The 26,497-nt window shown below is 62.4% G+C and carries 27 protein-coding genes; 17 read left to right on the top strand and 10 right to left on the bottom strand.

Going from position 1 to position 26,497, the window contains the following annotated elements; all coding sequences use genetic code 11:
• Positions 1–25: 25 nt before the first annotated feature.
• From cysE to NYQ83_RS08365, 3 genes are all read left to right on the top strand, one after another.
• Positions 26–871 (top strand): serine O-acetyltransferase, encoded by an 846-nt coding sequence (cysE, locus tag NYQ83_RS08375; RefSeq protein WP_092816238.1) that lies wholly within the window; start codon positions 26–28, stop codon positions 869–871.
• Between the two features lie 62 nt (positions 872–933).
• Positions 934–1,146, top strand: a complete 213-nt coding sequence (locus NYQ83_RS08370) for a DUF3126 family protein (RefSeq protein ID WP_092816236.1) — start codon at positions 934–936, stop codon at positions 1,144–1,146.
• A gap of 249 nt (positions 1,147–1,395) precedes the next feature.
• Positions 1,396–1,923, top strand: a complete 528-nt coding sequence (locus tag NYQ83_RS08365) for a gamma carbonic anhydrase family protein (protein ID WP_128291709.1) — start codon at positions 1,396–1,398, stop codon at positions 1,921–1,923.
• Between the two features lie 90 nt (positions 1,924–2,013).
• On the opposite strand, the gene NYQ83_RS08360 is transcribed toward NYQ83_RS08365, so the two are convergent.
• Both NYQ83_RS08360 and NYQ83_RS08355 read right to left on the bottom strand, forming a co-directional pair.
• On the bottom strand, positions 2,014–2,679 hold the full coding sequence (locus NYQ83_RS08360) for a transglutaminase-like cysteine peptidase (protein ID WP_261214054.1): 666 nt from the start codon (positions 2,677–2,679) through the stop codon (positions 2,014–2,016).
• Between the two features lie 228 nt (positions 2,680–2,907).
• On the bottom strand, positions 2,908–3,546 hold the full coding sequence (locus NYQ83_RS08355; RefSeq protein WP_261214053.1) for a PilZ domain-containing protein: 639 nt from the start codon (positions 3,544–3,546) through the stop codon (positions 2,908–2,910).
• 243 nt (positions 3,547–3,789) lie between these two features.
• Between NYQ83_RS08355 and NYQ83_RS08350 the strand changes: the two genes are divergently transcribed.
• Positions 3,790–4,485 (top strand): rhomboid family intramembrane serine protease, encoded by a 696-nt coding sequence (locus tag NYQ83_RS08350; protein WP_246008395.1) that lies wholly within the window; start codon positions 3,790–3,792, stop codon positions 4,483–4,485.
• A 140-nt stretch (positions 4,486–4,625) separates the two neighbouring features.
• Positions 4,626–5,054 (top strand): CBS domain-containing protein, encoded by a 429-nt coding sequence (locus NYQ83_RS08345; RefSeq protein ID WP_261214047.1) that lies wholly within the window; start codon positions 4,626–4,628, stop codon positions 5,052–5,054.
• 9 nt (positions 5,055–5,063) lie between these two features.
• On the opposite strand, the gene hisI is transcribed toward NYQ83_RS08345, so the two are convergent.
• On the bottom strand, positions 5,064–5,471 hold the full coding sequence (gene hisI / locus NYQ83_RS08340) for a phosphoribosyl-AMP cyclohydrolase (RefSeq protein WP_261214045.1): 408 nt from the start codon (positions 5,469–5,471) through the stop codon (positions 5,064–5,066).
• Positions 5,472–5,489: 18 nt separating this feature from the next.
• Positions 5,490–6,110, bottom strand: coding sequence for a GTP cyclohydrolase I FolE (folE, locus tag NYQ83_RS08335; protein WP_261214043.1), 621 nt, complete (start codon positions 6,108–6,110; stop codon positions 5,490–5,492).
• A 123-nt stretch (positions 6,111–6,233) separates the two neighbouring features.
• Here folE and NYQ83_RS08330 point away from each other — a divergent pair, with 123 nt between their 5' ends.
• From NYQ83_RS08330 to thrS, 3 genes are read left to right on the top strand one after another with little or no spacing between them, the layout of a single operon-like run.
• The gene (locus NYQ83_RS08330) at positions 6,234–6,731 is read left to right on the top strand and encodes an iron-sulfur cluster assembly scaffold protein (protein ID WP_261214042.1); all 498 of its coding nucleotides are present in this window, start codon (positions 6,234–6,236) and stop codon (positions 6,729–6,731) included.
• Between the two features lie 4 nt (positions 6,732–6,735).
• Complete coding sequence (gene yidD, locus NYQ83_RS08325; protein WP_261214041.1) at positions 6,736–7,089, top strand: membrane protein insertion efficiency factor YidD; 354 nt, start codon at positions 6,736–6,738, stop codon at positions 7,087–7,089.
• 37 nt (positions 7,090–7,126) lie between these two features.
• Positions 7,127–9,118, top strand: coding sequence for a threonine--tRNA ligase (gene thrS / locus NYQ83_RS08320; RefSeq protein WP_261214040.1), 1,992 nt, complete (start codon positions 7,127–7,129; stop codon positions 9,116–9,118).
• An 18-nt stretch (positions 9,119–9,136) separates the two neighbouring features.
• Here the strand turns inward: thrS and NYQ83_RS08315 are convergent, their stop codons facing one another.
• Positions 9,137–10,270 carry a hypothetical protein gene (locus NYQ83_RS08315; protein WP_261214039.1) on the bottom strand — a complete coding sequence of 378 codons (1,134 nt, stop codon included), beginning with the start codon at positions 10,268–10,270 and terminating at the stop codon, positions 9,137–9,139.
• A 77-nt stretch (positions 10,271–10,347) separates the two neighbouring features.
• On the opposite strand from NYQ83_RS08315, the gene NYQ83_RS08310 reads away from it, so the two are divergent.
• Entirely contained in the window at positions 10,348–10,959 is a 612-nt protein-coding gene (locus NYQ83_RS08310; RefSeq protein WP_261214036.1) for a nitroreductase, read from the top strand.
• A 9-nt stretch (positions 10,960–10,968) separates the two neighbouring features.
• Positions 10,969–11,586: a flavin reductase family protein gene (locus tag NYQ83_RS08305; protein WP_261214035.1), complete on the top strand. Its 618-nt coding sequence runs from the start codon at positions 10,969–10,971 to the stop codon at positions 11,584–11,586.
• Here NYQ83_RS08305 and NYQ83_RS08300 read toward each other — a convergent pair.
• Positions 11,552–12,475, bottom strand: a complete 924-nt coding sequence (locus NYQ83_RS08300; protein WP_261214033.1) for an HpcH/HpaI aldolase/citrate lyase family protein — start codon at positions 12,473–12,475, stop codon at positions 11,552–11,554. The two genes, NYQ83_RS08305 and NYQ83_RS08300, sit on opposite strands and share 35 nt — an antisense overlap.
• Before the next feature lie 121 nt (positions 12,476–12,596).
• Here NYQ83_RS08300 and NYQ83_RS08295 point away from each other — a divergent pair, with 121 nt between their 5' ends.
• On the top strand, positions 12,597–13,739 hold the full coding sequence (locus NYQ83_RS08295) for a DUF2336 domain-containing protein (RefSeq protein WP_261215140.1): 1,143 nt from the start codon (positions 12,597–12,599) through the stop codon (positions 13,737–13,739).
• A gap of 3 nt (positions 13,740–13,742) precedes the next feature.
• On the opposite strand, the gene NYQ83_RS08290 is transcribed toward NYQ83_RS08295, so the two are convergent.
• A complete protein-coding gene (locus tag NYQ83_RS08290; protein WP_128291722.1) occupies positions 13,743–14,522 on the bottom strand; it encodes an NAD kinase in 780 nt (259 codons plus the stop codon).
• Between the two features lie 146 nt (positions 14,523–14,668).
• On the opposite strand from NYQ83_RS08290, the gene cutA reads away from it, so the two are divergent.
• On the top strand, positions 14,669–15,034 hold the full coding sequence (cutA, locus tag NYQ83_RS08285; protein ID WP_261214031.1) for a divalent-cation tolerance protein CutA: 366 nt from the start codon (positions 14,669–14,671) through the stop codon (positions 15,032–15,034).
• Positions 15,031–15,555 carry an AAA family ATPase gene (locus NYQ83_RS08280; protein ID WP_261214029.1) on the top strand — a complete coding sequence of 175 codons (525 nt, stop codon included), beginning with the start codon at positions 15,031–15,033 and terminating at the stop codon, positions 15,553–15,555. Before cutA ends, NYQ83_RS08280 begins: the two co-directional genes overlap by 4 nt.
• Positions 15,556–15,572: 17 nt before the next feature.
• On the opposite strand, the gene NYQ83_RS08275 is transcribed toward NYQ83_RS08280, so the two are convergent.
• The 3 genes from NYQ83_RS08275 to NYQ83_RS08265 all read right to left on the bottom strand — a co-directional run bounded on the left by NYQ83_RS08275 (position 15,573) and on the right by NYQ83_RS08265 (position 21,173).
• Positions 15,573–17,747, bottom strand: coding sequence for a putative bifunctional diguanylate cyclase/phosphodiesterase (locus NYQ83_RS08275; RefSeq protein WP_261214027.1), 2,175 nt, complete (start codon positions 17,745–17,747; stop codon positions 15,573–15,575).
• Between the two features lie 156 nt (positions 17,748–17,903).
• Positions 17,904–19,553: an alpha-amylase family protein gene (locus tag NYQ83_RS08270; RefSeq protein WP_261214025.1), complete on the bottom strand. Its 1,650-nt coding sequence runs from the start codon at positions 19,551–19,553 to the stop codon at positions 17,904–17,906.
• Between the two features lie 27 nt (positions 19,554–19,580).
• Positions 19,581–21,173 carry an alpha-amylase family glycosyl hydrolase gene (locus NYQ83_RS08265; protein ID WP_261214024.1) on the bottom strand — a complete coding sequence of 531 codons (1,593 nt, stop codon included), beginning with the start codon at positions 21,171–21,173 and terminating at the stop codon, positions 19,581–19,583.
• Positions 21,174–21,608: 435 nt separating this feature from the next.
• Between NYQ83_RS08265 and NYQ83_RS08260 the strand changes: the two genes are divergently transcribed.
• The 4 genes from NYQ83_RS08260 (at position 21,609) to kdpA (ending at position 26,445) form a co-directional block, all read left to right on the top strand.
• On the top strand, positions 21,609–22,586 hold the full coding sequence (locus NYQ83_RS08260) for a transporter substrate-binding domain-containing protein (protein ID WP_314733299.1): 978 nt from the start codon (positions 21,609–21,611) through the stop codon (positions 22,584–22,586).
• Positions 22,587–22,698: 112 nt separating this feature from the next.
• Positions 22,699–23,991, top strand: coding sequence for a hydantoinase/carbamoylase family amidase (locus tag NYQ83_RS08255; protein WP_261214022.1), 1,293 nt, complete (start codon positions 22,699–22,701; stop codon positions 23,989–23,991).
• Between the two features lie 633 nt (positions 23,992–24,624).
• Entirely contained in the window at positions 24,625–24,714 is a 90-nt protein-coding gene (gene kdpF, locus NYQ83_RS08250) for a K(+)-transporting ATPase subunit F (RefSeq protein ID WP_261214021.1), read from the top strand.
• Between the two features lie 9 nt (positions 24,715–24,723).
• The gene (gene kdpA, locus NYQ83_RS08245; protein WP_261214020.1) at positions 24,724–26,445 is read left to right on the top strand and encodes a potassium-transporting ATPase subunit KdpA; all 1,722 of its coding nucleotides are present in this window, start codon (positions 24,724–24,726) and stop codon (positions 26,443–26,445) included.
• The last annotated feature ends 52 nt before the right edge of the window (positions 26,446–26,497 follow it).

The following is a 26,497-nucleotide window of genomic DNA, read 5'->3' as shown; positions in this document are numbered from 1 at the left end:
TCGTGACGCAGCGAGAGGAGCCGATATGGCTGTCGAACAAACCCGCCTGAGCTCGGGAGCCGAAACGGTCGATCCGGTCTGGGCGCAGCTGCGCCGCGAAGCCGAGGACATCGTCGCCCGCGAGACCGTGCTGGCCGCCTTCATCTATTCGACGATCTTGAACTATCCGCGGCTGGAGGATGCGGTCGCTCACCGTGTCGGCGACAGGCTGCGCCATCCCGGCATTTCGACGGGCCAGATCATCCGGTCCTTCGGCGAGATGTATGAGGATCAGCCGGAACTGTCGGAGGTTCTGCGCATCGATCTGATGGCCGTCTATGACCGCGATCCGGCTTGCGAGCGGCTGATCGAGCCGGTCCTCTATTTCAAGGGTTTCCACGCGATCCAGTCGCACCGGCTGGCGCATTGGCTTTGGCAGCAAGGTCACAAGGATTACGCGCTTTATCTGCAAAGCCGGGCTTCGGAAGTTTTCCAGGTCGATATTCATCCCGCCGTTCCTCTCGGCCGGGGGATCTTCATCGACCACGCGACGGGTATCGTGATCGGCTCCACGGCCGTGATCGAAGACGATGTCTCGATCCTGCAGAACGTGACGCTCGGTGGGACAGGAAAATCCTGTGGCGACCGCCATCCGAAGATTCGTCATGGCGTCCTCATCGGCGCCGGCGCCGAGGTTCTCGGCAATATCGAAATCGGCCATTGCTCGCGTGTGGCGGCCGGCTCGGTCGTGTTGAAACCGGTGCCGCCTATGGTCACGGTTGCGGGCGTGCCGGCGCGAATCGTCGGAAAAGCGGGCCGCGACGAGCCCGGTCGTTCCATGGATCAGCTCTTGCGCGAGGCGGAGCAGGGCAGCGACGACGTTTCCGGCTGAGCCGGTTGAGATCGGCTCCTCGTTATGTCAGGACGGGCCAAACCAAGTTAAAGGGTGTCGCGTTGAGCATCGACGAACTGAAAAAACTCCAGGCCTACCTGCAGAGGCTTTTCGACAACGAGAAGATCCAGGTGAAGGCTCGGCCGCGGAAGGACGATTCGGCGGAGGTGTTCGTCGGCGAGGAATTCGTCGGCCTCATTTTCCGGGACGATGAGGATGAGGATCTCTCCTACAATTTCTCGATGGCGATCCTGGATTTCGACCTGCGCGCCTGACGGCCGTCGAAGACGAATCTGACGGGAAAATGCGGGCGGTCGCGGCGAGCGGCCGCCCGTATCTTATTGCGCCCATCCGAGACGGTTACGATACCTTTCCAGCGATCGCGACGTGCACCTTGATGTGCTTCGTCGTCTTGCGCCGCGGGGAAGCAGGGCCTGAGATCGTGTGTCTCGGACTTGTGGTGGCGGGGCTGTGGAGTGCATGTTCAGGCACGGTGTTTCTCAGTTCCTGGTGGCTGCCCGCACATGAGCATTTATTGTCTGAAAGAACGGAAGCCTGACCTGCCCGAGAGCGGGGCGTATTGGATCGCGCCCTGCGCAAGTGTGATCGGCGACGTGCGCCTGGGAGAAGACGCGAGCATCTGGTTCGGCGCTGTCCTGCGGGGCGACAACGAGCCGATCACCGTCGGCCCTCGTTCCAACGTTCAGGATCTCAGCGTCATCCATACCGATCCCGGGTTCCCCTGCACGATCGGTCGCGATTGCACGATCGGCCACCGCGCCATCCTGCATGGCTGCACGATCGGGGATTTTTCACTCGTCGGGATGGGCGCGATCGTTCTGAACGGCGCCAAGATCGGCCGTTTCTGTCTGATCGGCGCCGGCGCCCTCATCACCGAGGGCAAGGAGATCCCAGATTATTCTCTCGTCGTCGGTTCCCCGGGCAAAGTGGTGCGCACGCTCGACGAGGCTGCGCAGGAGGGCCTGCGGGAATCGGCCGCGAGATATGTCGACAACGGCCGACGCTTTCGGGAATCGCTCGGAGAAATATAGAACGCTCCTGCCTGGCACCCAGAATTTCCCCGCTCGATAAAGCGCCGGCCGGGGACGGGAGAGTTTGGAGGCGACCAGGCTAGGTCAAATTCAGCGTACGCGACCTGTGGCGTCGAGCGGCTGCCAGCGGGAATCGTCGATGGCGACCCACTTCTTCGGATCCGCGATGTCCTGCCGTTTCACGTAACGGTAGCCGGTCTCGCTCCACAGCCGGATATCGGAGACCTTGTTGTCGAGCACGTAGTCGCCGCGATCGGTGCGCACCACGAGCACAGCATGGCCGGCGCCCACTTCGTCGAAAACGACGGCGACCAGAAGGTCGGATGTGGGCCAGCCGCGTGCCACGAGCTGCTTGCGCTTCAGAAGTACGTAATCCTCGCAATCGCCGTAGCCCTGCGGGAGTGTCCAGACTTCTTCCTGCCCATAATATTCTTCGTCCGTCACCGCTTTGACAGTGTCGTTGACGTAATTGTTGACTCGCACAAGATCCTGCCAGCGCGACGGCGTCAGCTGTATGGGCGAGCGGCCGCCATGAACCGCGCATTCGTCCGGAAATGATTTGCAGAAGGCACGATGTCCGATGGGTGGCGAGGCATAGCGTCCCGTGCGCATAACCGGCGCGCTGATGCTGCCCGTGATCCTGATGCCAAGACCGGAGCTTGTCTGTTGGGCCTGGACCTCCGCCGGGGCCGCCACAAAGATGGCGAGGGCAAAAGCTGCCCCAAGCATTGTTCCGGTCACTCTGTTCAACCGCATATCGCGATCCCCCGTTTTGGGAGACCGTATCCCCGGCCGCTTATGCGTGGGCTAAGCGGTTCTTTCGGAGTTTCACGCTTTCGGCAAGCTCTTCTTTACGCTGCCTACCATTTGGTTGAAATCAGGAAGTTTTCCTGAAATTGTCGGCAAGTTGAAGTGCTTTTACATCGGAGTCGATTATCGGTCTGGTTAAAAAGATGTTGTTACGAAGAGGGGCAAAGAGGGGCGTCATAGACTCCCGTCTGTGAAGAACTCTTCCTCGATAATCTGCTCGATCTCTTCTTCCGACATGATGCGCATAAATTCGATGGCGATGCCGTCGCTAAAATGGCGTACGACGCGTCCTCCAAGTCGGCCGAGATTGACGCGGGAGCCGATCGGCGGGCGCTCTGAAATCGCCAGCGCTGCGCCGGTCTTCGACATATCGATGATCTTGCAATCGACCTGCCTGCCGCCGGGCAGGGTGACCCGCGTTTCCGTGGTGGCCGGCACACGCCGCACGGAGCGGCGGTCGTCGCGGAGCTTGAGCACGTCGCGGCGTCCGAGCCAGGCGAGCGTATTCGCGAGCTTTTCCCGTTTGCGCGCAGACGCCGTGATCGTGATGGCGAAGCCATTTTGCGTGTGCCGCGTAATGATGCCTTCGATGCGCCCAATCTGCTCGGCATAGATGATGATCTTCTCGCCGACATTCCCTTTGAGAGGACTGATGATCGCCGCCCCGCCTGCGGAGACGTTGCGCATCTCGCACGGGTTCTCTTCCTGATCCGCAAACATGCAGCGGCCGAGCAGGTTGACCTCGACACGCTCGTGTTGACGACGATTGCCTTCGGGGTCCTCCACGGTGATGTCCACCGTCTCTTCGGGCATGTCAGTGTCTGTGGAAGCGATGGTCATTGCTCGTGAAGCCAGGCGCCTGTGGCAAAACTATCATAATGCAAGTTAACCATCTGTAAGCGTGTGTGGCAGAAAGAAACAGTGTTTTTCCAAGTCTTTTCCTTGCCCGGACGCTCTGTGCTTGCGAAGGGTGAGCCGTAATCCCCCCCGATGCTCCACCTTTTCGCCTGTCTCCGAAGAAGCGACCCGCCCATGCAAGAACGAGAACGAGAGAGAATGTTCAACCTGCCGACGGTCCTCGTATGGACGGTCGGTGCGCTCCTCATCGTGCATGTCATCCGCGCCCTGTTGCCTTACCAGAGCGACGTCGAGGTGCTCATGACGTTCGGCTTCGTGCCGGCACGCTATACGGGTGCGGCTTCATTCCTTCCTGGAGGGATCGCTGCCTGCTTTTGGACGCCCCTCACTTATGCGCTGCTGCACGCCGACTGGCTGCATCTCGGCGTGAACGTTCTTTGGATGCTGAGCTTCGGGAGTGCCGTGGCGCGGCGTTTCGGAGCCTCGCGCTTCCTCGTCCTGCTGCTGGTGACGATCGCCGCGGGTGCGCTCGCGCAGTTTCTGGCGATGCCGGGGAACGAGACCCTCGTCATCGGAGCTTCCGCTGGCGTCTCCGGCATTACGGCTGCGGCCGCGCGTTTCGCCTTTGCGCCGGGCGGTCCTCTGGCGGGGGGAGGCGCGCGCCCGGAAGCCTACCTCGTGCCAGATCCTGGTCTGAGAGCGAGCCTTCTCAATCCGTACTCCGCTTTCTTCATTTTGATGTGGTTCGGCATCAATCTCCTGTTTGGAGTCGGCGGGCAGATGCTCCCGGGTGTGGGAGGCGCGATCGCCTGGCAGGCCCATATCGGCGGGTTTCTCGCAGGCCTTCTTCTTTTTCCTTTTTTCGATCCGGTCGGACGCCAAACTCGTTCATAGGCTCCTAGGAATCTTGGTTCTTTGAGAAAACTCGATCTCAGAAGAGTTCAAACTTATGCCGTCTCGCCCTAGGATACCGATAAGCGGACGAAACAAACGTTCGCATTCGGGCAAATGTCCGCATTCGGGGAGGACTAGATATGCATGTACGGCAATTGCTGGAGAGCAAAGGCAATGACGTCGTGACGTGCCGGCCGCAGATGAGCCTGCACGAAGTCGCCGTCACATTGTCAGAACATCGTATCGGCGCGGTCGTCGTGACCGAGGACGCGGCCATCAAAGGTATTTTGTCGGAGCGCGACATCGTCTCTGCTGTCGCCCGCGAGGGGGCGGGGGCGCTCAGTCAGCCGGTGGCCAATTTTATGACGGCGCGCGTGCGGATCTGCCGAATGCATCATACGACCGACGATCTCATGGAAATGATGACCAATGAGCGGTTTCGCCATCTGCCCGTCGAGGAGGATGGCAAGCTCGTCGGGATCATCTCGATCGGGGACGTAGTCAAACGTCGGATCGCCGAGGTGCAGAACGAAGCCGAAGCGATCCGGGAATACGTGACGCAAGGATGATCGGAACGCCTAATCGCGAATGCGGAGGCGCAGTCCCTCGGGCGTTGCCTCCGCGGTGCGGTAAAAGCAGCCGGTGCGGCCGGTGTGGCAAGTCCTGGCGCGATCGGCGACCGCAACGCGCGCGAGAAGGCAATCCTGGTCGCAGTCGATCCTGAGTTCGATCAGCTTCTGGATGGCGCCAGAGGTCTCGCCCTTCTTCCACAGGGAGTTCCGAGAGCGGCTGAAATAGTGCACCTCGCCAGTGGCGAGCGTGAGATCGATAGCCTCGCGGTTCATCCACGCCATCATCAGGACGTCGCCGCTTTCGGCATCCTGGGTGATGCAGGGCAGGAGGCCCGCTTCGTTGAAGCGGGGCCGGAAGTCCTGCGTCTCTTCGATGGCGACCTCGGGAGAGGCCGTTGCTTGATCATCCTTCATCGACACCGGCGTCCGTGATCAGCGGCCTGTCGGACGCACGAGATTGAGGAATTTTTCGCGTTCGGCTGCCTCTTCATGGAAGAGGCCGGTGAAGCGCGACGTCATGGTGGACGAGCCCTGCTTCTGCACGCCACGCATCGACATGCACATATGTTCGGCTTCCACCATCACCGCGACGCCGCGCGGGCTCAAAGCGTTTTCGAGCGCATCGGTGATCTGAGCCGTCATCGTCTCCTGCGTTTGCAGGCGGCGCGCAAAGGCTTCCACGACGCGAGCCATCTTCGACAGCCCGACGACGCCGTCGTTCGGGTAATAGGCGATATGCACATGCCCGAAGAAGGGGAGCATGTGATGCTCGCAATGCGAATAGAAGGCTATGTCGCGGACCAGCACCATGTCGTGATAGCCGCCCACATCCTTGAAGGTGCGCGCGAGCAATGTCCCCGGATCCTGGGGGTAGCCGGCGTAAAGCTCCTCATAAGCCGAAACCACGCGCCGCGGCGTGTCGCGCAGACCCTCGCGGTCGGGGTCGTCCCCGAGCCAGGCGATCAGCGTTCGCACGGCAGCTTCTGCCTCCTCGCGGCTTGGCCTTCGACCCGCCACCGCGGCCGAGGAGAAGAGCTTCAACGTGCTGTCCATCTTGCGTCCTTTCGAGACGTGCCGGCCGCTCTCGGGTGGAGGTGTGACGCCGGCCTGTCGAACCTATATAAGGCGAAGTAATGATTTTGCCCAAGCTCGGCCACCCCCCGAGCGGAGTGACCTATGATCGACGACGTCTATAACGCCAAAATTCTGGAATTCGCAGGGAACATTCCCCGCATCGGACGGCTCGCCGATCCCGACGCGAGCGCCAAGGCGCATTCGCGGTTGTGCGGCTCGACGGTCACCGTCGATCTCAAGCTGGAGGATGGCCGGATCGCGGATTTCGCGCATGAAGTGAAGGCCTGTGCACTTGGCCAGGCGTCTTCCTCCATCATGGCGCGGACGGTGATCGGTTCGACGCCCGACGAGCTGCGGCAGGTTCGTGAGGAAATGCGCGCCATGCTCAAGGACAACGGGCCGTCGCCGCAAGGCCGCTGGGCCGATCTTCGTTTTCTCGAGCCGGTGCGCGATTATAAGGCGCGGCATGCCTCGACGATGCTGACATTCGACGCCGTCGTCGATGCGCTCGATCAGATCGAGGCGGCGGGCCACGCAGGTTCGTCCTCGTTCGAGAAGGGGCAGAGCCGGAAAGCGGCCGGCGCCGGTCAGGCCGCGTGACGCTATGGAGAGGGCCGAAGGATCAGAAGGCGGTCGGCTGAAGCCGCGGCGTTTCTCGCCCGTCGCCAGTGGTCTCCTCGGACTGATCAGGATTTATCAGCTCTCGCTGTCCTCGATCATGGGCCGCACGTGCCGGCATTTGCCGAGTTGTTCGGAGTATACGAGCGAGGCGATCCGCACCTTCGGCGCCTGGCCAGGGCTTTGGATGGGGCTTGCCCGCTTCTCGCGCTGTCATCCTTTCGGCAGCAATGGGCTCGACCCGGTGCCAGCCCGCTTGCCCGATAATGCCCGCTGGTATACGCCGTGGCGCTACGGCCTATGGACGGGCCGACACATCACCGAACGCTTTTCGGATTGAACTATGGAGCGGGCCGATGGGCCCGGACTTTGCTGTCATGAGCCGGATTAGACTTCCCGACGGCCAGGAGCGCAGCTTGCCCGAAGGGGCGAGCGGTGCCGATCTCGCTGCGTCGATCTCCAAATCTTTGGCGAAGAAAGCCGTTGCCGTCGAAGTCGACGGGCAGCTCGCCGATCTCGCCGACAGGCTGCCGGAAGGCGCTACGGTGAAGATCGTCACGCGCGAGGATCCGCAGGCGCTGTCCCTCATTCGTCACGATTGCGCCCATGTCCTCGCGGAGGCCGTGCAGGAGCTCTTTCCCGGCACGCAGGTCACCATCGGGCCTGTGATCGAGGACGGCTTCTATTACGACTTCTTCCGCCAGGAGCCGTTTTCGACCGAGGACTTCACCGCCATCGAAGCGAAGATGCGCGAGATCATCGCGCGCAACCGCCCCTTCACGAAGGAGGTGTGGGACCGCGACGAGGCGAAGCGCGTCTTCGGCGAAATGGGCGAGCAGTTCAAAGTGGAACTCGTCGATGCGATTCCCGAAGGCGACGACGTCAAGATCTATCGCCAGGGTGACTGGTTCGATCTCTGCCGCGGCCCGCATATGGACTCGACCGGCCGGATCGGGGACGCCTTCAAGCTGACGAAACTGGCCGGCGCTTATTGGCGCGGCGATTCCAGCCGCCAGCAGCTGCAGCGCATCTACGGCACCGCCTGGACCTCCAAGAAAGAGCTGGACGCCTATCTCACCATGATCGAGGAGGCGGAAAAACGTGACCACCGCCGTCTCGGGCGCGAGATGAACCTGTTTCATCTGCAGGAAGAGGCGCAGGGGTCGGTCTTCTGGCATCCGAAGGGCTATGCCGTGTGGCGGGTGCTGGAGGATTACATTCGCCGGCGCCTCGATGAGGATGGCTATGTGGAGGTGAAAACCCCGCAGCTTCTCGATTCGAGCTTCTGGGAGAAATCCGGGCACTGGTCGAAATTCCGCGAAAACATGTTCGTGGTCCCCGATCAGACCCCGAATACGGACGAAGATGGGCCGGTTCTCGCCGACGAGGTCGATACCTGGCTGGCGCTCAAGCCGATGAACTGCCCGGCGCATGTGCAGATCTTCAAGCACGGGATCAAATCCTACCGCGACCTGCCGATCCGCATGGCCGAATTTGGCTGCTGCCATCGCAACGAAGCGCATGGTGCACTTCACGGGCTGATGCGCGTCCGGCAGATGACCCAGGACGATGCGCACATTTTCTGCACGGACGAGCAGGTGGTGAGCGAGACCGAGCGCTTCCTGAAGCTGTTTGCGCGCGTCTATACCGATATGGGTCTCACCAATATCCGCTATAAGCTCGCGACCCGGCCGGAGACCCGTGCCGGCGACGACGCCACCTGGGATCGTGCCGAAAAGTCGCTTGCCGATGCTCTGACGGCGGCCGGCGTGGAGTTCGAGATCGCCGAAGGCGAGGGGGCGTTCTACGGCCCGAAGCTCGAGTTCCACCTGACCGACGCGATCGGACGGACCTGGCAGTGCGGCACGTATCAGCTCGATTATGTGCTGCCGGAGCGGCTTGATGCGTCTTACGTCGGCGAGGATGGCGAGCGTCACCGTCCGGTGATGCTGCATCGTGCCGTCTTCGGAACCTTCGAGCGCTTCATCGGCATCGTTCTGGAGCATTATGCCGGGCGCCTGCCGCTCTGGCTTGCGCCGGTCCAGGCGGTGGTCGCGACGATCGTCTCGGAAGCCGACGATTACGCGCGCGAGGTTGAGGAGAAGCTGAAGGCTGCGGGCCTTCGCACTGTCGCCGACCTCAGGAACGAGAAGATCAATTACAAGGTCCGCGAGCACTCGGTCGGCAAGGTGCCGGCGATGCTCGTCGTCGGCCGTCGTGAAGCGGAAGAGGGAACGATTTCTCTGCGCCGTCTCGGCCAGAAAGATCAAATGACACTGCCTCTCGAAGAAGCGCTTCGCCGCCTGAAGGAAGAGGCGACGCCGCCTGATCTTCGGCCGGCCGGGGAAGCCCAGGCCGCCGCGGCATAAGTCTCAAAGTGCCTGGCTCTAACGAGCCAGGCGCATCCCCTCCGGGCGAACCAGGTCGGTCAGCCGGACTTCGACGTCGCGGTTCATGCCGGCCTTGATCTCGAAATCACGGGCATAGGTCGTGTCGTCGTGGCGCGCGACCGCGGTGTAGGTGCCTTCGGCAAGGATGATGTGAGGGAAGGCGCCGACCGATTCGTGAATCGTGTCGCCGCCCTGCGTCAGAACCGTCCAGCGTGTGTTGGCGAGCGCTTCGCCGCCCTCCTGTTCCACCAACTTCAGCGTCACCTCGGCACCGGCATGGTGGATGACCGCCTCGGTCAGCTCGCCGGGTTTCACCTCGATTTCCGCACGCACAATGGCGTTGAGGGTGCCGTAACGGCTGACGACGCTGTAAGTGCCCGCATGCAGCCGCACGATGTGACCGGCTTCCGCGTCGGGCGTGACGAGCTCGCGCTTGTCGTTTTCCGCCTCATAGAAGATCTCGAAGGTGACCTTGTCCTCGTCGACGGGGAAGTCGTCACCGACCACGGCCGAAAGCCGAAGCCCTCCCGCCTCCAGAACGAGATCCTCGGTCTCCGGAACGCCGTTCAATTCGATGCGCTGGGTGGCGCCCGCCCGGCCAAAGGCGGCATGCACATAATAGGCGCCGTCGGGCAGGGTGAGTCGCGCCGTTCCGCCGGATGACGTTGCGATCAGCGGCAGGCTGCCGTCTTCGCTCGGTGTGGTGCCGAAGATCCTCCAGGTCAGACCCTGGGTAAGGTCGAGGCTGTCATCTGTCAGGCGCGCATTCAGCGTGAGGACGTTGTCGCCGAGCAGCAATCCCTTTGCATCGCCGTCCGGATTGTCCGGAAAGATGATGGTTTCTTCCGGTCCGGGCAGATTGAACTCGCTCGAAGGCGCGACGAAGTCGAGCTTGTGAGGCAGATCTTCCTGCCGGGGAGGCGGGGGCCCGTCCTTGCGAAAGATGCTCCTTGGCTCGTCTCCTTGCGGAGGAGCGCCCGGCCCGAGATCTGAGGGGCCAGGCCCGAAAAAGCCTGCTCCGCCACCGCCCAGGCCGTCTTGAGCATAGGCTGGTGCGGCTGCGAGCGCTCCGCCGAAGGCGGTCGCCATGGTCGCGAAAGCTAGGACAATAGCCGGGGTGAAGCGGATCATCGGCTCATGCTGTTGATGGTTCTTCCTGGTCGTAAGCGGCGAACCATGTCGATTTCAAGGTTGAAACGGCCCGAGCCATGATGGAAACCGTTCGGCGCAAAGGCAAAATGACACAGGCGACGATGCACGACCTTCTCGACCATCTGCGCAAACGTCGGAGCACACCCTCCGTCCAGCTTGGCGATCCGGGGCCGGATCCAGAAACGTTAGCCGATATTCTGACCATTGGTGCGCGTGTGCCCGACCACGGCAAGCTCGCACCCTGGCGCTACATTATCTATAGCCGCGAGGACCGGCAACGTTTGGCGGAAACGCTGAAAGCCTTGGTTCTGAAGAGCGGTGACCCGGAAGCCGAACGCAAAGCGGGAAAGGCCGCCCAGTTTGCGGTTGCGCCGGTCGTCATCGGCGTTGTCTCGACAGCGGCCGCGCATGCGAAAGTGCCGGTCTGGGAGCAGGAGCTGACGGCGGGCGCCGTTTGCATGAACCTCCTGCACGCAGCCGCGGGCCACGGTTTCGGCGCCCAATGGCTGACGCAGTGGTTCGCCTTCGATGCGGAAGCGCTTCGCGCGCTCGGCGTTGGTGAGAACGAGAAGCTTGCCGGCTTCATCCATATCGGGACGGCGAGCCAGGAAACGCCGGAACGCGACCGGCCGGATATCTCCGCGCTCACGACTTTCTTTTCTAGCTGAGGATTTTAGATGCGTTATACGCCGCGCCTGCGGGACCACGGGCTCGCACATGATCCGTTCAAGGCGATCGTCGCGCCCCGTCCGATCGGCTGGATTTCGAGTCTCGATCCGGAAGGGCATCTCAATCTCGCGCCCTATTCCTTCTTCAACGCCGTCTCCAACGATCCTCATATCGTGATGTTCTCGTCCTTTGGCGAGAAAGACAGCGTGAAGAACATCAAGGCGACAGGCGAATTCGTGTGCAATCTCACGACGTTCGATCTCCGCGAAGAGATGAATGCGACCTCAGCCGCCTATCCTCGCGGGGTGAGTGAGGCAGAAGAGGCGGGGCTCGCCATGGAGGAGAGCGCCGTCGTCAAGCCGCCGCGCGTTCGCGATGCCCCGACGGCGCTCGAATGCCGGCTTCTCAAGGCGGACCGTCTCGCCGGTCTCGACGGGCAGTGGTCCGGCAACATCGTCGTTTTCGGGGAAGTCGTCTCGATCTATGTCGATGACCGCTTCATCCGCGACGACCGCTTCGACATGGCGGCGGCCCGCACGATCGCGCGCTGCGGCTATTTCGACTATGCCGTGGTCGACGGTGTCTTCGAGATCATTCGCCCGAAGGATCCGAAGGTGACGGGCTGACGATCTTACTGATCTGGGTGATCTGAGCGGCGCGTGCGACAAGGCGTTCGGCTCGTCGCAGATCGCTCTGATCGCAGGCATGCCCCTCGATCGCGAGCGCGCCCGGGTTCCCTGCTTCTCGGAACGTGGCAATCAGGGCCTCGGCCGCCGCGACCGCGTCGGGGCCTGGCGTAAACGCAGTGTTGATCGCCGCCACCTGTGAGGGATGGATGGCGATCTTGCCTGCGAAGCCTGCGTCAGCAGCCTTCGCCGCTTCGGCGGCAAGCCCCCCTGAGTCGGCAAAGTCCTGATAGGGGCGATCGATAGCAGCGACATGTGCTGCACCGGCGGCAAAAAGACACAGATTGCGTGCGAGCGCAGACGGGTTTCCCCAGTCGCCGTCTTCTTTTCTCGCGCCTTGGCGCCCGATTCCCGCCAGAGACCGACTGCCGCACCAGACAAGGCCGCAGAGGCGCGCAACGTCGCCGGTATAGCTTCCGAGCGCCAAGACGGAATCGGGCCGATCTCCTGCGATTGCGAGAATGCGTGTGCCGCCGTCTGGGAGACGGTGAAGCGCTTCGCGAACGGCGATGCGGGCGCCGAGGAGCACGACATCGTCTTTTCCCGCTGCGGCCGACAGCACGATGCCGGCCGGCGCTCCGGTCATGACGTGGTCGAGATCGCCCTCGCTCAGGGGGCTCGCGAGAGCGTTGATGCGCACGAAGAGGCGAGGGCGCAGGAGACCGCCGTGCGTGAGCAAGAAGGCGGTCGCCAGCTTTCGGGCCTTGCCCTTGTCCTTCGGCGCAACCGAATCGGCGAGGTCGAGAATGAGTGCGTCGGCGCCGCTCGTCAGCGCTCTCGCGAGCTTCCGCTCGCTGTGTGCTGGCACGAGGAGGTAGGAGCGCATCATTTTTCACCCATCGTTGGGGTCATAGCTGGGGACTGAGGAGGGCGCTGCGCAAAGGCCGACGCTATGGTGAACCGATCATTAATCATCCCCGTGCACGATCCATATCGAGGAGAGTGTCTTGATGATCGTCGAACGGTTTTTGACCTGGATCGAAAGTGCCGCACCGAGGCGACGTGTGGAAGCCGCGAGTGCGCTCGCACGTGCTTTTCTCACCTCCGAATTGTCGCCGGAGGAGCATGACGGCCTCGAAGCCGCGATGACCATCTTGCTCGACGATCCGAATCGTCTGGTCCGTCTGGCGCTCGCGGAACAGCTCGCAGACAGCGAGATGGCGCCGCACCATGTCATTCTCGCGCTGTCTGCAGATCACTTTGAAGTGGCGACGATCGTGGTCGAACACTCGCCGCTTCTCCTCGACGGCGAACTCGTCGATCTCGTGGCGACACGCGAGCCGGAAGTGCAGGCGGCGATCGCGCGTCGCAGGACTGTGTCGCGCGCGCTTGCCGCCGCGATCGCGGAAGTCGGCTGCCTGGAAGCCGTGATGGATCTCCTCTGCAACGACGGGGCCTGCGTGGCGCGTTTCTCCCTCGACCGTATCGTCGAACGCTATGGCCACGAGGCGGAGCTGCGCGAAATGCTCTTGGCGCGCAGCGATCTGCCTGTGGGCGTGCGCCAGGTCCTTCTGGAAGATCTGGCTGACAGCCTGTGCGCCTTCGTCTCCGCGAGAGGCTGGCTTTCTCCGATGCAGGCGCGTGCGGTTGCCGACGAAACGCTCGAACGCGCGGTCCTCGTCTTGGCCGAAGACGCCGGACCTGCGGGTCTCGTGCAACTCGTCAACCGACTTCTCGATTCGGATCAGCTGACCCCCGTGCTCCTCGTGCGCGCGGCGGTCTGCGGACAGATCGATTTCTTCGAGCAAGCGATCGCCGCGCTTGCCGATATGCCGCGACGGCGGGTTTCCGCTCTCGTGGCCGCCGGGCGCTCCTCCGGGCTCGGCGCACTTCTTCGAAAGGCCGGACTGCCCGCGGGCGCCGTGCCTGTCATCGTGACCGTCATGGAGGTCCTGCGCGACCTCGATTGCGAGGCCGGTTCCGGTCACGATTATCGACGCGCCACCCGGCTGATCGACGCCGTGCTCCTGCGTTACGGAGCCCGGCCGACGGGTGAACTCGACGATCTTCTCGCTCTTCTGAGGCGTCTTGCGATGGATGCAAAGCGTGATGCGGCGCGCGGCTACGCCCTTCAGATCAAGGCGGCCGCCTGAGCGTCAGTAGCGGAACTGCTCGGCCAGGATGCGCTCGTCCCAGCCGTGATCGGGATCGAACATGATAAAGCCGGTCACCGTCTTGTCTTCGACGATCGAAACCTGACGCACGCTCTTGAATTCCGTGTGGTCGGCGACCGCATTGACCGGCCGCTTGTCGGTCTCGAGCACTTCGAGCGTCACTTCGGCCCGATCGGGCAGCAGGGCGCCGCGCCAGCGACGCGGCCGAAACGGACTGATCGGGGTCAAGGCCAATAAGGGTGCGTTGATCGGGATGATGGGCCCGTGGGCGGAGAGATTGTAGGCCGTCGAGCCTGCCGGTGTCGCAAGCAGGATGCCGTCGCAGATAAGCTCTTCGAGGCGGACATGGCCGTCGATCGTGATCCTCAGCTTTGCGGCCTGATAGGATTGGCGGAAGAGCGCCACTTCATTGACGGCGTGCGCCGTGATCGTTTCGCCGTCCGCGGTGAGAACGCTCATGCGCAGCGGATGGACCGGCTCCACCTTCGCTTCCGAAATGCGTTCCATCAGACCTTCCGGCCTGTACTCATTCATCAGAAAGCCGACGGAGCCGCGGTTCATCCCATAGATCGGCTTGCCCGAATCCATGTGTGCGTGCAGCGCCTGCAGCATCAACCCGTCGCCGCCGAGAGCCACGACGACATCGGCATCTTTGGGCGGGACCTCGCCATAGGTTTCCCGCAAAAGGTCTGCCGCCCCCACGGCCTCGGGCGAATCGGAGGACATGATGGCGATCTTCTTGATCGGCGATACGATCGTCATGACGGGCGTGTCGGTAGCGGCGGTTGTGGCGAGCCCAGCTTCGGGTCACGTTTCGCCTAGCACGGAGCCGGCCGCTTCGGCAAAGCTGTAGTTGCGTGCGGATCCTGGAAGGCCCTCGCGGACACGGAAATCAAAGGCGAACCACCATGGAAGACGAAGAGCCGCGGAAGCACAGTGTGGGCGGGCTGCAGGAGACGGGGCAGTTGATGCTTCTCTATATTCCGTGCCCGGACATGGAGACGGCGAAAGAGCTCGCTGCAGCCGCGGTTTCCGAAAGGCTGGCAGCCTGCGCCAATATCCTTCCCACAATGGTCTCCGTCTATCGCTGGCAGGGCGCCATCGAGGACGAGGAGGAGACGGTGTTGATCCTGAAGACGCTGCCCGAGAGGGAGGCGGACCTGCGACGCCTCATCGAGGCGAGGCACCCTTATGACGTCCCGGCCATCCTGACGCTTGCCACGGTGCAGGTGAACACACCCTATCTCGAATGGGCGCAGGCGGAGACGGCATGAGTCGCAGCCGCAAGCGCGGGCTCCTCGTGTCTCTCTCCGGTCTTCCCGGTGTCGGCAAGTCAAGCATCGCGAGTGTGCTGGCCGCAGAGATCGAGGCCATCTGGCTTCGTATCGATTCCATCGAGAACGCCATTCGCGCGTCCGGCGTCGTGGATGACGATATGAAGGATGCCGGTTACCGCGCGGCCTATGCCGTTGCCGCGGACAATCTCGCCCTGGGTCATCGCCTCATCGCCGATTGCGTCAATCCGTGGATGCTGACCCGCGATGTGTGGCGCGAGGTCGCGCGCACAGCCGACGCAGAGCTTCTGGAGGTGGAGATCATCTGTACGGATCGTGATGCGCACCGCCAGCGGGTCGAAACCCGAATGATGGTTTCAAACGGCTGCGCAGGACCGACCTGGCAAGAGGTTGTGGCGCGGGATTACCGGCCCTGGACGCGTCCCGTCCCGGTGGTCGAAACCGCGGGCAGAAAGGTTTGCGACTGTGCGGCCGATATTCGGCACATGCTGGCGCTTTAAGGGGCTCGCCTGCGCAATCAGGCGGCGCCGCGTTGTCTTTCTTCGATCAGCATGTCGTTGATCGCTTCTGGCGGGACCGGCCCGGAAAACAAGAAGCCCTGGATTTCGTCGCAGCCGATGAAACGCAGATATTCGCGCTGCCGCTCGGTTTCGACGCCTTCAGCCGTCACCAAAAGTCCAAGCGCGTGGCCGAGTTCGACGATCGCGTCGACGATCGCGGTCGAATCGGCCGTTTCTCCGATCGGTTGCACGAAGGAGCGGTCGATCTTCACTTTGTCGACCTTCAGCATCCTGAGCCGGTTGAGGCTCGAATAGCCCGTGCCGAAATCGTCGAGCGCGACCCGCACGCCATGGCTTCTCAGATGCAGCAATTCCTCTGCAGCACTTCTGCCTTCCTTGAGGAGGACGCTTTCCGTGATTTCGATTTCGATCTGGTTCGGATTTACCCTTTCCTCGTGCATGATCCGGAGCAGGCGCCCGGCAAGCCCGTGCCGTTCGAACGAGCATGGCGATATGTTCACGGCGATGGTCAGCTTCGGCCATTCGCGCGCCTGACGACAGGCGTGGCGCAGAACCCACTCGTCGAGCTTGGCCACGAGGCGGGTGTCTTCAGCGAGGCCAATGAAGGCGCCGGGCAAAAGGAAGCCGAGCCGCGGGTGACGCCAACGCAAAAGCGCTTCCACCCCGCGAATTTCGCCGTCGCGCCCCGCCACTTGCGGCTGATAGTGAAGGACGAGATCGCGACCGCCCCGCAGCAGCGTCGCCGCAAGTTCTTCTTCGATGAGATGGCGGGCGCGCAGGGCTTCGTCCATCTCCTGGGAGAAGGCGACGAAGCGGTCGCGGCCTTCGCGCTTGGCCGCATAAAGCGCAATGTCGGCGCGCCTTAGAGATTCACTTCGAGGCATGTCGGGATGAAGGAAGGTGTAGCCGATCGAGACGCCGACATGGGCCGTGCCTCCTGCGATCGAGAAAGGCGCGTTGGCGCATGCGAGGATGCGCTCGCAGATCAGCGAGATATCGTCTGGCGTGGCGAGATTGCGAAGAAGGATGGCGAATTCGTCGCCGCCGAGGCGCCCCAGCGTGTCGTTTTCGCCGAGCAGGCTCGTGACGCGGTCTGCGAACTGCTGGATGACATCATCGCCCGCTGGATGCCCGTAGGTGTCGTTCACTTCCTTGAAGCGGTCGAGATCGGCGAAAAGGAGGGCAATGGTCTCTCCGCCTGCCAGAGGCAGGACGCGCTCCAGCTGTTGGATGACGCCTGAGCGATTGGGCAGGCCGGTCAGCCCGTCGTGCGACGCGAGATGGAGTGCGCGTAGGCGCCCAGCCTCGATCTCGGCCGAGCTTCGGTAGACGTTGCGGGCGTAGAAGGCGATAAGCGCAAGCATCGCGAGACCCGCGATCACGGCTGTCGGAAGCACCTGGTTGAGGATTTCGCGACCGGGCAGGTCAGGTGCCCAGGCGAGATAGGCGAGCGTGTTGCCCTTGTGGTCCAGAACCGGCAGAGAGGTTTCCTCGAACCTCTCTGGCTCTTTCGCCTGGATGCGGGCCCTGGTCAGAAGGTAGCCGTCACGTATGTGATCGAGGAAGGCGCGGTCGATGAACTGCACGCTGACGAGCACGTACTCCGAGCCTGGTGTGACACGCAGCTCTTCCGAATAAGCCAGGAGCGGGAGGAGGCTAATGATCGCGGGACGTCCGCCGATCATCTTGACACTGCGCTCGACGACGGCGTCGCGGCCTTCGACTTCCGCGAAACGGCGGTGGAGGGTCGCCAGTTCGGGCTCTACGATGTCCAGCACCTCACGGGCATTCCTGAGATCCGCTGCCCTGCCTCCTTCCATGGCGTAGATTGGGCGGTTGTCAGGGGCGACGACAAGGGTGCGGTCGTGGGCGAAAAACTGATACATCCATTCGCCGAGATTCTCGTGAATCCACGGCATATCTCGGGCGTTGACCGCCTCCACGGCTTCATCCCACCATGTGATGCTTTTTTGCTCTTCGGAGACACGTGCCTCCTGGGCCTCCATGGCATGGCGCACGAGCTGCTGCTGTCTTTCGATGGAGACATGGTCCGTGCCCACGAGCGCTTGCAGAACGACGAACAACATCCCGCCAACAGCCAGGAGGGCGAACAGGCTCATCACCCACAATACGTGGGTGGAAAGCGCTTTCGCCTTGCGGATAGCTCCCATGTCGAAACCTCTTTGAATCGAGATCTAATGGGATGTCTGTCTGATCTGAGGCTGACCTCCTGAACGCAAAGCGTCGGGGCAAGGCAAGATGTGGTTGAGAAAGAACGAATTTCAGGCGTGGTTGGGTGCTGCCGCTGGGACTTCAGCGGCTCCCGGTCAGCGGCGCTCCTGGTCTGGCCGCAGCCAGGCAAAACCGTAGGGCGCGAGCCTCAGGCTGGCGCCTGGTTTCAAGTCGCGAGGGGGGGCGCCGGGTCCGAAGAGAACGGAGGTATAGGCGGTCTCCCCGGTCTCGCTTTCCTGCGCGGGTTCGAGAGTTACCTCCACATCCTGGTCGGAAAGGTTGTGATAGGTGCAGGTAACGTTTCCTTTCCATTCGCAACGCATGGCGAGGACTCGCGTATCGCCATCCATCAGCGTCCATTCTCCCCATCCGATCTCCGGCAGAGAACGGCGAATGCGCACGAGCTCTCGCACGAAGGAGAGGAGTGATTCCGGGTCGTGCATCGCGTCGGCGATGTTGACCTTGTCGTAGGCGAAAGGGCCGTCGCTCAGGACAGGACGAACGAGAGCCTCGGGATCGGCTGAGGAAAAGCCGCCGTTCTTGCGGTTCGACCATTGCAACGGCGTGCGCACGGAATTGCGCTCCTCAAGGCTTAGGTCGTCGCCCATGCCGATTTCCTCGCCGTACCAGATGACGGGTGTTCCGGGCAGCGCAAACATGAGGGCGTAAGCGAGCTTGAGGCGGCGCACATCGCCTTCGAGCATCGGTGCGAGGCGGCGACGGATGCCCCGATCATAGACGATCATTCCGGGGTCGGGCGCCATCGCGTCGAAAACCTCCTGGCGCTCTTGCGAGGACAAGCGGCCGAGATCGACTTCGTCGTGGTTCCGGAGGAAGGAGCCCCACTGACCTTCCACAGGCAGATCCGGCATGATCGACATGATGCGGCGGATCGGCTCGGCGTCGCGGCGCGTCATGGCCAGGAACATGTGCTGGTTCAGCATAAAGTTGAAGACCATGTGCATGCGGTTGCCGTCTTCGCCGAAATAGCTCGTCACCTCCTTCATGGTGACGTTAGCTTCGGCGAGAAGGACCGATTCCGCCTTTCGCCAGGAGAGGAAGCGGCGCATGTCAGAGAGATACTCGGCCGGGTTGCGGGCCGGTGCGTGATCAAGGCCGAGATATTCGATCAGGAAGGGCACGGCATCTATACGGAAGCCCGAGACGCCGAGCTGCAGCCAAAAACCCATGATCTTGTCGATCTCTTCGCGCACCGCCGGGTTGGCGATGTTGAGATCGGCCTGGTGTTTGTAGAAGCGGTGAAGGTACCAGGCCTTGGCCTTCTGGTCGTAGGTCCAGATCGCCTCTTGCACGCCGGGAAACACGATGCCGTCGTGGATGTTCTCCGGCTTTTCCTCCGACCACACATACCAATCGCGATAGGGGGAGTTGGGGCCGGAGCGGGCGCTTTGGAACCAGGGATGGTCCGTCGAGGTGTGGTTGACGACGAGGTCGACCAGCACCCGCAGGCCTCTGTCTGCCGCTGCGCGCGTGAAGGCGACGAAATCCCCGAGTGAGCCGAGACGTGGATCGACGTTGTAGAAATCGGAAATGTCGTAGCCGTTGTCGCGGTTGGGTGTCGGGTAGAAGGGCAGGAGCCAGATGCAGGTCGCGCCCAGCGCCTCGATGTGATCGAGGCGATCGGCCAGCCCGCGGAAATCGCCGACGCCGTCACCATTGCCGTCCATATAGGCGTCCACATCAAGGCAATAGATGACAGCGTTCTTGTACCAGAGATCGAGCATTGCAGGGCTCCTGCCTTAGGTTTGAGATCAGTCGGCGAGTTCGATGATGAGGCCTTCGTTTGCCGGTATCTCGATGGTGCCGGAGAGCTCGTCGCCGCCCTCTCTTCCGAGGCAAGACACGAGGACGTGGCCACGCACGCCCTCATCCAAAATCGACCGATGGGTGGTGCTGCCGAGGTTGAGGACGATCAGAAAGCGCTCCTCGCCGTGCTCGCGGCGAAACGCGAGGATGTCTCCATTGGCCGTTACGGGCACATAGCGTCCGATGGAAAGAGCCTTTCGCTCGCGCCTCAGCTCGAGCAATCGCTTGTAGAGGCAGAGAAGCGAGGATCGATCCTGCTTCTGGGCGGCGACGTTGCGGTCGCTCTCTCGGTGATCCACCGGCAGCCAGGGCTCGACAGTCGAAAAGCCGACGTGGTCGCTCTCATCCCATTGCATCGGGGTGCGCGCCGGATCGCGATTGAAGCCGAGGCCCGGCTCGTTCTTCTCCCACGGATCCTGCACGCGTTCGGGAGGGATCGGGACCTGCACCATGCCGATCTCATCGCCGTAATAGAGCGTGGGCGTGCCTCGAAGGGTGAGAAGCAGCAAAGCCGCAACCCGCGCCTGGGCGGGGCCGAGACGATCGGCGATGCGCGCCTGGTCGTGGTTTCCGAGCACCCAATTCGGCCACCCGCCTTCGGGAAGCGCCGTCTCGTATTCGCGGATGAGATTGTCGATGTGGCGGGCATCCCAGGCCGATTGTAGGAGCTGGAAATTGAACGGGAGGTGCGCGCCTTTGAGGTCGTGGCCGTAATAGGCCATCAAGCGCTCGATCGGCAGATAGATTTCGCCGATCAGGACACGCTCGTCGTACTCTTCGAGCACGGCGCGCATCTCAGCGATCACCTCGTGCACTTCCGGCTGATCGCAGGAATGAACCTCGAGCAGGCGATTGAGCTCGCGCTGATGCGGCTCGTAGGCAGGATTGATGGGGTTGTCGCGCAGGTTGGCATCCTTGATCAGGTGCCAGATCACGTCGACGCGGAACCCATCGACACCCCGGTCTAGCCAGAAGCGCAGGGCGTCGTGCATGGCCCACCGCACTTCCGGGTTTCGCCAGTTGAGGTCGGGCTGCTCCTTCAGGAAGGCATGGTAGTAATACTGGCCCGTCGCTTCGTCGAACTGCCAGGCGCTGCCACCAAAATTGGAGATCCAGTTGTTCGGGGGGCCACCGTCCGGAGCCGGGTCGCGCCAGATATACCAGTCCCGTTTCGGGCACTCGCGCGAAATGCGGCTCTCCTGAAACCAGGGGTGCCGGTCCGACGTGTGGTTCGGCACGAAATCCAGGATGAGCTTCATGCCCGCTTTGTGGATGTCGGCGCTCAGGCGGTCGAAATCCTCAAGCGTCCCGAAGATCGGATCGACGTCGCAATAATCGGCAACGTCGTATCCGAAATCGGCCATCGGAGAGAGACAGAAGGGCGAGATCCAGACGGCGTCGACGCCGAGCCAGGTGAGATAGGGAAGGCGTTGGCGGATGCCTTCCAGGTCGCCGATGCCGTCGCCATTCGAATCTTGAAAAGATCGCGGATAGATTTGGTAGATCGTTCCATGCTGCCACCACAGAGTGTCGGACATCTCGCCTCTTTCTCTCGCTCTTTCTTTGCTGTGAAACCGTCGTCGTCCGTCGCAAGCTGAACGCGTGAGGCCGCGCGAGGTTCGCATCTTCGGAAAACCGATTTCGCTTGGAGGCCAGCGGGTTTCGCCGGCCGGAAAGTTGGCGTTCCGAGGTTCTGTTAGGCGACGGCTAAGACATCTTGACGAAGATGTGGGCGAAGCAATCGAAAATCCGAAGAAGGGCGCCGGGGGACAGTCTCAGTGAAGCTATCAATTCGTTTTGTTCTCAATAGGCGGTGGACGGCACTGTCTCACTACGTGATGCTTTTGCTTGTTCTCGTTCTCATGAGTGCTCCGGGCGATGCATTTGCCCAAACCTCTGACGGAGAACCGGCCGCCCCTGACGAACAGACGCAGGAGCAAGCATCGCCGCGTGCAGTCGATGTCGGGCTTTACATGAGCCCGCCTTTTGTCATGAAGCAGGACAACCGCTATGAGGGCATGGCGATTGATCTCTGGGAGACGATCGCCGGGCGACAGAACTTCAAAACGAACTACCAGCCCTATCCGACCATTGCGGCACTTCTAGACGCGACGGCTTCTGGCGAGATCGACGTTGCGGTTACCAATCTCTCCATCACCGAACAGCGCGCCCTCCGGATAGACTTCACCTATCCCTGGTTCGACGCCGGCCTTCGGATCATGATCAACGAGGATGCTGGGGCCGGCTTCAGCGAGGTCGTGTCGGGGTTGAGGGATAGCGGCTTTCTGAGAGCCTATCTTTGGCTCGCCTTCGTCATTCTCGTGGCGACCGTCCTGAGCACCCTCTATTATCGGCGCTTCGATCCGGAGTTTCCTAAGACGTGGCCCGATTCGCTTGCCGAGGGCTTTTACTCCGTCATGTCGGTGGCGACGTCCGGGCGGGCTCCGATCCGCAAGAACCTGTTCGGCTGGGTCGGCCGGGTCTGGGCAGCCCTCTGGCTCGTCTGCGGTGTCGCTGTCGTCGCCTATCTGACGTCGACTGTCACGAGCGTCATGACGGCGATTTCGATCAACAGTCAGATCGACAGTCTAGCCGATCTGCCGGGAAAAACCGTCGGAGTGTTCAAGGGCGGTGTTTCGGAGGCTTTCGCCCAGCAGGCCTTTCTCGAGACGCGGGCCTACAATGATCTCGAAGGGGCTGTGGCCGGTCTCCTTGATGGCGATATTGATGCGATCATCGCCGATGCGCCTGTCCTGGAATATTACGCCCACACGCATCAGGACGAGCCGCTCGACGTCGTGGGTCCGATCTTCGAGCCGGACAAATATGGTTTCGGCGTCAGCCGAAATTCCGGTCTGACGCGAGATTTGACCGTCGAGGTCCTCTGGGCCGAAGAGAGCGAGCTGGTGGAGCGTTTGCGCACGCAGTATTTCGGAGACGATCCCTCCTGAGCTTTCTGCATCGCGGTCGGGGCGGTCCGCTGTCGTCGAAGGCGTCCATGCCCGTGGTCGTGCCTTCGGCGCTCGACGAGGCTCGCGATCCGCGCCATGAAGGAGCCTTCACGTGTTCGCGGCAGTCGGGGCGGTGCATCGATCGCTCTGGCTTCGTCCGCGCCAGAATGAAGAGCCGGCTGTGGTTGAGATCAAGAGTGAACGGCTGATCGCAGATTTGCGGCGCCTCGCCGAATTCGGAAAGTACAAGACCGGGGTCGATCGGATCGCATTTTCGCTGGCCGATGTCGCGTCGCGCGACTGGCTCAAAGAGAGGCTGAGCGAAATCGGTCTCGTCGTGAAGCAGGATCGTTTCGGCAATGTCTACGGGGCGTGGCCGGACGTCGACCGGGCTCTGCTGCTCGGTTCGCATTCCGACACGGTGCCGCGTGGCGGCTGGCTCGATGGTGCCATGGGTGTCATCTACGCGCTCGAAGTCGCGCGGGCATTTCGCGAGAGCGGCACGAGCGTGCCTGTCGGTATCGATGTCATCGCCTTCCAGGATGAGGAGGGTACCTATCTGCCTCTCCTCGGCTCCAAGAGCCTCGCCGGGCTCCTGTCGGAGGGGGACGTTGGGCATGCGCACCGATCGGATGGCGAGGCGCTCACCTCTGCCATCGCTTCGGCAGGTTTCTCGGGCGATCCGATCGTCGCCGACAGGCGTCGTCTCATTGGTTTCCTCGAGGGCCACATCGAACAGGGACCGCGGCTTCTCGCTGCCGGGCGGAGGATCGGCATCGTCACCGGCTTTGCCGGCACGCGCCGAATGAGCGTGAAGGCGGAGGGGCGTGCAGATCACGCCGGAACCACGCCAATGACGATGCGCCGCGATGCCGGCCGCGCGATCTTCGCTTTCGCGTCCTGGGTGGATTCGGCCTTTCTGGAACTCTCCGGAGCGGAGACCGTGTGGAATATCGGCAGTGTGGCGTTGAGGCCGGGCGCCCCGAACGTCGTGCCGTCTCAGGCCGAACTTGCGCTGGAGTTTCGCGACGGCGACCTGGAGCGGCTGGAGCGAATGGAATCGGCGGTGCACGACAAGGCGGCGGGACTTCAGCGCGAGACCGGGCTTGCTGTCTCCGTCGACGTGACCACGCGAGTCCCTCCGACGATGACCAATGCAAAACTTGCGGGGGAACTCGCCGAAGCGGCCGCAGATCTCGGCGAACAACCGATGCGGCTTGCAAGCGGAGCCGGTCACGACTGCATGATTATCGGTCAGACGATGCCGGCGGCGATGTTTTTCGTACCGAGCATCGGTGGACGCAGCCATGATATCGACGAAGATACGGCCGAAGAAGATATCGTCTTCGGCTGTCGGATGCTGGCTCGTACGGTCGAGCGATTGATCTCAAACGAGCTGCCGTGACGAGGGGAAGAACAATGCGCGCCATTCAACGTCGAAAGGACACCTCCTCTCCGAACGTCGCCTCGAAGGTCGTGACGCAAGCCGCGTTGGCGCTTGGTCTTTTCGCCGTTCTTGGAACGCTTGGCGGATGCGGGATGGGCCGCACGGTGTCGGATACGTCCAATACGTTCGATGACCTTTCCGGCCTCGCTCAGAAATGGCACGAGCCGGACCGAAAGGCAGATGACGGGAGCCCGGCTTCGGAAACGGAGCCCGCGTCGCGTTAGCCTCCGGCGAGGCATTCCGACTGCGAAGTCCAGAATCGTCTCAACGACTTCGATCGAAACGTTCATCCAAGCATTGCGGCTGAGGGCGGGCAGGGCGCTTCACCCCGAATGGCCCTTGGTTTGCCCTTGGGGACTCTGTGTGACGTCGTGGTCGTGTGAGGGAGGCCCGATGTCGCCTCCTTCATTTATGCCTCGTTGATGCGATCCGCCAAAAACGCGAATGGCCCGTTTATGGCCTCCGCTCCCATCCTCCGGTCACGTTCCGGATGATGGAGATGAAATGCTCGACGTTTTCTTTGTCGGCCTCGCACTTGGATTTTTCGCTGCCGCGGCCCTTTCGCTGCGCCTCATCGAGAGGCTTTGAGCGATGGCTTTCGACCTTGTGCTCGGCGCTGTCGTGGCGCCCGCCCTTCTCGGCTATCTCGTCTGGGCGCTCCTCAACCCAGAAAAGCTTTGAGGTGCGACCATGTCGTCCGACATCCTGCTTTTCATCGTCTACTGCGTTGCGGTCACGGCGCTCGCCTGGCCGCTCGGCCTCTTCATGGCGCGGCTCTTTTCGGGAGAACGAACAGTCCTGACGCCGGTCCTCGGCCCGATCGAGCGGCTTTTCTATCGCACCGGCGGCATCGATCCCGAGGCGGGTCAGAATTGGGCACGCTACGCGGCCGCCTGCCTCGCCTTCAACGCGGTCGGCTGGCTGATCCTCTATGCGATCCTGCGGCTGCAGGGCCACCTGCCGCTCAACCCGCAAGGTTTTGGGGGGCTTGCGCCCGATCTCGCTTTCAACACGGCGGTCAGCTTCGTCACCAACACCAACTGGCAGGCCTACGGAGGTGAGACGACGCTTTCGTATCTCAGCCAGATGGCGGGGCTGACGGTGCAGAACTTCGTCTCGGCCGCGACCGGCATCGCCGTCGGTGCCGCCGTGATCCGAGGCTTCGCCGGTCGCGCGTCCGATGGCGCGGATGCGCGCAATCTCGGCAATTTCTGGGTCGATCTCACCCGGGCGGTTCTCTACCTGCTCTTACCGCTCTCGATCCTCTTCACGCTCTTTCTCGTCTGGCAGGGGGTGCCGCAAAACCTGTTCGCCTATGTGGATGCCACGACGCTCGAGGGCGCACGGCAGACGATCGCCCAGGGGCCAGCAGCGGCGCAGATCGCCATCAAGCAGCTCGGCACCAACGGCGGCGGCTTCTTCAACGCCAATTCCGCCGTGCCTTATGAAAACCCGACGCCGCTTTCGAACTTCGCCGAGATGGCGGCGATCCTCCTCATCCCGGCGGCCTTCACCTTCATGTTTGGTCGCATGGTGCGTGATATGCGCCAGGGCGTGGCGATATTTGCCGCCATGGGCATCCTCTTTCTCGGCGCGCTGGCGCTCACCTATGGGGCGGAGAGCGAAGGCAATGCGCTCTTCGCGAACCTTCCCGTTGAGCAGGCTGCCGGCAATATGGAGGGCAAGGAAGTTCGCTTCGGCGTCGGCGAATCGGCGCTCTGGGCGACGGCGACGACTGCCGCCTCCAATGGCTCGGTCAATTCCATGCACGATAGCTTTACGCCGCTCGGTGCTCTCGCGCCGATGCTGCTCATGCAGGTCGGCGAGGTGGTCTTCGGCGGTGTCGGCTCCGGCTTCTACGGCATGCTCGCCTTCATCGTGCTGACGGTCTTCCTGGCCGGATTGATGGTCGGGAGAACGCCTGAATATCTCGGACGCAAGATCGAGACGAGAGAGGTGAAGCTCGCCGTCATCGCCTTCCTGGTGATGCCGCTCGGCGTCCTCGTCTTCGGCGCCGCGGCCGCCACTCTCCCGGTGGCGCTCGCCTCGCTCCAGGATAAAGGCCCGCATGGGCTGTCGGAGATCCTTTACGCCTATTCCTCGGCGACGGGGAACAACGGCTCCGCCTTTGCGGGCTTCGGGGCCGCCACGCCCTTCCACGACACGCTCCTCGGGATTGCCATGCTCCTCGGCCGCTACGTCTTCATCGTGCCGATGCTGGCGATCGCCGGCTCGCTGGCGGCCAAGAAGAAGGTCGCGGCCTCGGCCGGCACATTTCCGACGGACGGTCCTCTCTTCGTCACACTTCTCGTCGCGGTCGTCCTGATCCTCGGCGGGCTCACCTTCTTTCCGGCGCTCGCCCTCGGGCCGATTGCCGAACACACGGCGATGCTCGCCGGGGAGACGTTCTGATGCCGCAAGCTCCTTTGCAGGCCGCAACCCGCGGCGATCTCCCGAGCGCCGA

The sequence above is a fragment of the Afifella sp. JA880 genome (genome assembly GCF_025379905.1).
In the GTDB taxonomy this organism is placed as follows: domain Bacteria; phylum Pseudomonadota; class Alphaproteobacteria; order Rhizobiales; family Afifellaceae; genus Afifella; species Afifella aestuarii.
Note: the sequence above shows the minus strand (reverse complement) of the source record. Positions and strands in the feature narration are given on the sequence as shown.